We start from the raw sequence: 3,373 nt of genomic DNA on the forward strand, positions 1-3,373 counted from the left end.
GCAACCACGCCGGCTGCGCCGCCAGCGCCGCCGCTATCTCGCGGCTCAAGCCATCCAGCAAGTCCTGCTGCGCCGCCACCAATCCCGCCTGCCCACTGCCGGACGCCGCCTGATGCTGGCGGTAATACCCTTGCAGCAGGGCCTCAGCGCTGCCCGGACGCGTGATGCGCCAGGCCGCCGCCAGCGTCGCCCCCTCGCCCGCCTCCAGCCGGAAGCTCCGTACATCCACGGCCACATGCAGCGCCGCCCGCCCCAGGCTCAGTTGTGGTGCAGCGTACACGCTGGACAGCCCCAGCTGGTGTGACAGATTCACCGCCAGCGCCTGTGTCAGCAGCCGCGACAGGCTGGCCGTCCAGTAGTGCTGTTCCTGCAATTGCGGCTGGCCGCGGCTGTCTTGCAGCAGCAGTTGTGGCCGGTCCACTTCGGCAGGCAGGCTGACGGCCTCGACCAGGATCACCGCGCCGGCCTGCGGTGTGCTGCGGGCCGGCAGGCCGCCCTGCAGCTGGTGGTAGTACAGCGGGGCCGTGCTGCAGCCGGCCAGCGCCAGCGCCAGCAGCAGGCCGCTGGCGGTGCGGACCAGGGGATTCTGGCTCATGGTTTGTCTTCCTGCTTGCCCCGGAGCAGCGCTTCCGGATGGCGGTCGAGATAATCACTCAGCGCACGGAAGCTGCGCGCGGTGTCGCTGACTTCCTGCGCTGCCTTGCGCACGTCTTGCTGCAGTGGCGAATTGGCCTGCAGGGTCTGGTTGGCGGCATCCAGCGTGCGTTGCAGCTGCTGCAGCGTTTGCACGGTTTGCGGGACCACCTTGCCATCCAGGCTGTCGCCCAGCTGGTGGATGCTGCCCAGCGTGGCGTGCAGTTCCTTGATGGTGCCGTCCAGCTGCTGGCCGATGCTGTCGAACGGCACCTTGTCCAGCTTGCGGGCAATGCGTTGCAGCACGCCTTGCAGTTCTTCCAGATCGCCCGGAATGGTGGGCAGCACGTCCATGTCCTGGCCGTGGCCCAGCCGTGCCGGCCTGGCGTCGCGGAAGAAGTCCAGCGCCACATACAGCTGGCCGGTGAGCAGGCTGCCGGAGCGCAGCTGCGCCCGCATGCCGTGTTCCACCATCTTGTCCAGTTTCAGCTGGTGCAGCCGGGTTTCGTCCAGATTGCGGGACAGGCTGAGCAGGCGGCTGGGGTAGATGCGGATGTCCACCAGCATGTTGAAGTCCTTGCGCGGGGCATCGTATTCCATGCCGATGCGGGTGACTTCGCCAATCACGATGCCGCGGAAGTCCACCGGGGCACCCACGGTGAGGCCGCGTACCGATTGCTGGAATTTCAGCTGCAGCGGCAGCACTTCGTGGTCGGGCGACTGCATGGCCTGATCGCGGCTATTGGCCAGGAGGAAGGTGCTGCTGGCCGCGGCCGGCCGGCCTTCCTGCACGGTGAGCGGGGTTTCGAAGGCCACGCCGCCCAGCATGATGGCGCTGAGCGACTGGGTATGGACTTTCAGGCCATTGGCCGAGACCGACAGGTCCACCCCGCTGGCGTGCCAGAAGCGGCTGTCTTCGGTGACAAAGCGGTCATAGGGGGCGTTGATGAAGACGGTGATGTCGACATGGCGGCCCTGCTGGCCCAGCTGGTAGGCCACCACCTGGCCCACCGGCACCCGCCGGAAATACACGGGGGCGCCGATGTCCAGCGAACCCAGCTCCGTGGCCTTGAGCACGAACTGGCGGCCGGGCAGGTCGCCGGTGAGGATGGGCGGCACCTCCAGCCCGGTGAAGTGCTGGCTCATCTCGCTGCTCTTGCCGGCATCCATGCCGACATAGGCACCGGACAGCAGCGTGCCCAGGCCGGAGACGCTGCCCCCGGCAATGCGTGGCCGCACGATCCAGAAACGGCTGTCACGCGCCAGAAAGCGCTCGGCCTCCTTGCTCAGCTGGGCGGTGGCCTCGATATTCTTGCTGTCCGGGCTGATGCGCACCGCGGTGACTTCGCCGATGTCCACATCCTTGTACTTGATGCGGGTCTTGCCGGCCTCCAGCCCTTCGCCACTGCGGAAGGTGATGGTGATGGTGGGGCCGCGCGACAAGATGGCCTGCACCGCCAGATAGCCGCCAATCAGCGCCGCCACCAGCGGAATCAGCCAGACCAGCGAGGGCGACCAGCGGCTGGGGCGGCGGCGTTCGGCCACGGCCAGCGGCACGCTTGGCGGGTGGGCAGGCAGATCTTCAGCCGCGGTCTGCGGCGGGTGTTGGTCACTCATCATCATCCTCGAAAACATCCCAGATCAGTCTGGGATCAAAATGCATGGCCGACAGCATGGTCAGCACCACCACCGCCCCAAAGGCAATGGCCGCCGGCCCGGCCTTGATGGTGGCCAGCGACTGCAGCTGTACCAGCGCCACCAGCAGGCCCACCACATAAATGTCCAGCATCGACCACGGCCCCACCACCTCCAGCAAGCGGTACAGCCGGGTACGCTGGCGCGGCGCCCAGCGCGAACGCCAGTGCACGGTGAGCAGGAGCAGCAGCATGGACAATATCTTCAGCAAGGGCACCAGCACGCTGGCGATGAACACCACCAGCGCCAGCGGCCAGGAACCGCCCTGCCACAGATACACCACCCCGCTCATGATGGTGTCGCGCTGGGTGCCGGACAGCATCTCGGTCAGCATGATGGGCAGCAGATTGGCCGGGATATAACAGATCACCGCGGCAATCAGGAAGGCCCAGGCATATTGCAGGCTGTGCGGCTTGCGTCGGTGCAGCGGCGCGCCACAGCGCGGACAATGCCAGGCGGCCTCTGCGGCAGCGCCGGGCAGGCGGCACAACAGGCTGCAGCCATGACAGCGCCACAGGCCGTGCCGGGCGGCGGTCTTCAACGGGAAGGGCGACATGCCTGATAGCGCTCCCAGAGCTGGCCGGCATCAAAGCGGCTGGCGCTGCCGGCCAGCAGCAGGATCAGGGCAAAAAACGACCACAGGCCGATGCCGGGATGCACTGCCGCCATATGGGCCAGCTTGACCAGCGCCACCAGCACGCCCAGCAGAAAGACCTCGACCATGCCCCAGGGATGCAGGCTGCGCACCAGGCGCATCACCATGGCAAAGCCGGGTGGCGCATGGCCCAGCGACAGCGGCAGCAACAGATAGAGCAGGCAGAGCAGCTCCAGGCCGGGCAACAGCACGCCGGTGAGCAGGATGAGCAGGGCCACCGGCTGCATCTGCTGCTGGGCCAGCTGCCAGGCGGTGCCGAGCAAGGTGGTGGCGGTGCGCACGCCACCGGCCTCCAGGCCGACCACGGGAAAGACATTGGCCAGGATAAAGACCAGCAGTCCGGCCAGCACCAGTGGCAGGGAGGTGGCGGGGGGATAGCCGGGGCGGGGC

The 3,373-nt window shown here is 67.4% G+C and carries 4 protein-coding genes; all 4 read right to left on the minus strand.

All coding sequences use genetic code 11. The features are described from left to right. Positions 1-595 (minus strand): PqiC family protein (locus tag DFR38_RS20705; RefSeq protein WP_110313877.1); only part of this gene is annotated, 595 nt, incomplete at its 3' end. Further along, positions 592-2,250 carry a PqiB family protein gene (locus DFR38_RS20710; protein ID WP_110313878.1) on the minus strand — a complete coding sequence of 553 codons (1,659 nt, stop codon included), beginning with the start codon at positions 2,248-2,250 and terminating at the stop codon, positions 592-594. The genes DFR38_RS20705 and DFR38_RS20710, both read right to left, overlap by 4 nt. Further along, the gene (locus DFR38_RS20715; protein ID WP_110313879.1) at positions 2,243-2,884 is read right to left on the minus strand and encodes a paraquat-inducible protein A; all 642 of its coding nucleotides are present in this window, start codon (positions 2,882-2,884) and stop codon (positions 2,243-2,245) included. The genes DFR38_RS20710 and DFR38_RS20715 overlap by 8 nt, the downstream gene beginning before the upstream one ends. Further along, the coding region (locus DFR38_RS20720; RefSeq protein WP_110313880.1) for a paraquat-inducible protein A at positions 2,866-3,373 on the minus strand (508 nt) is incomplete at its 5' end. The genes DFR38_RS20720 and DFR38_RS20715, both read right to left, overlap by 19 nt.

This window comes from Aquitalea magnusonii, from assembly GCF_003202035.1.
Taxonomy (GTDB): Bacteria; Pseudomonadota; Gammaproteobacteria; order Burkholderiales; family Chromobacteriaceae; genus Aquitalea; species Aquitalea magnusonii.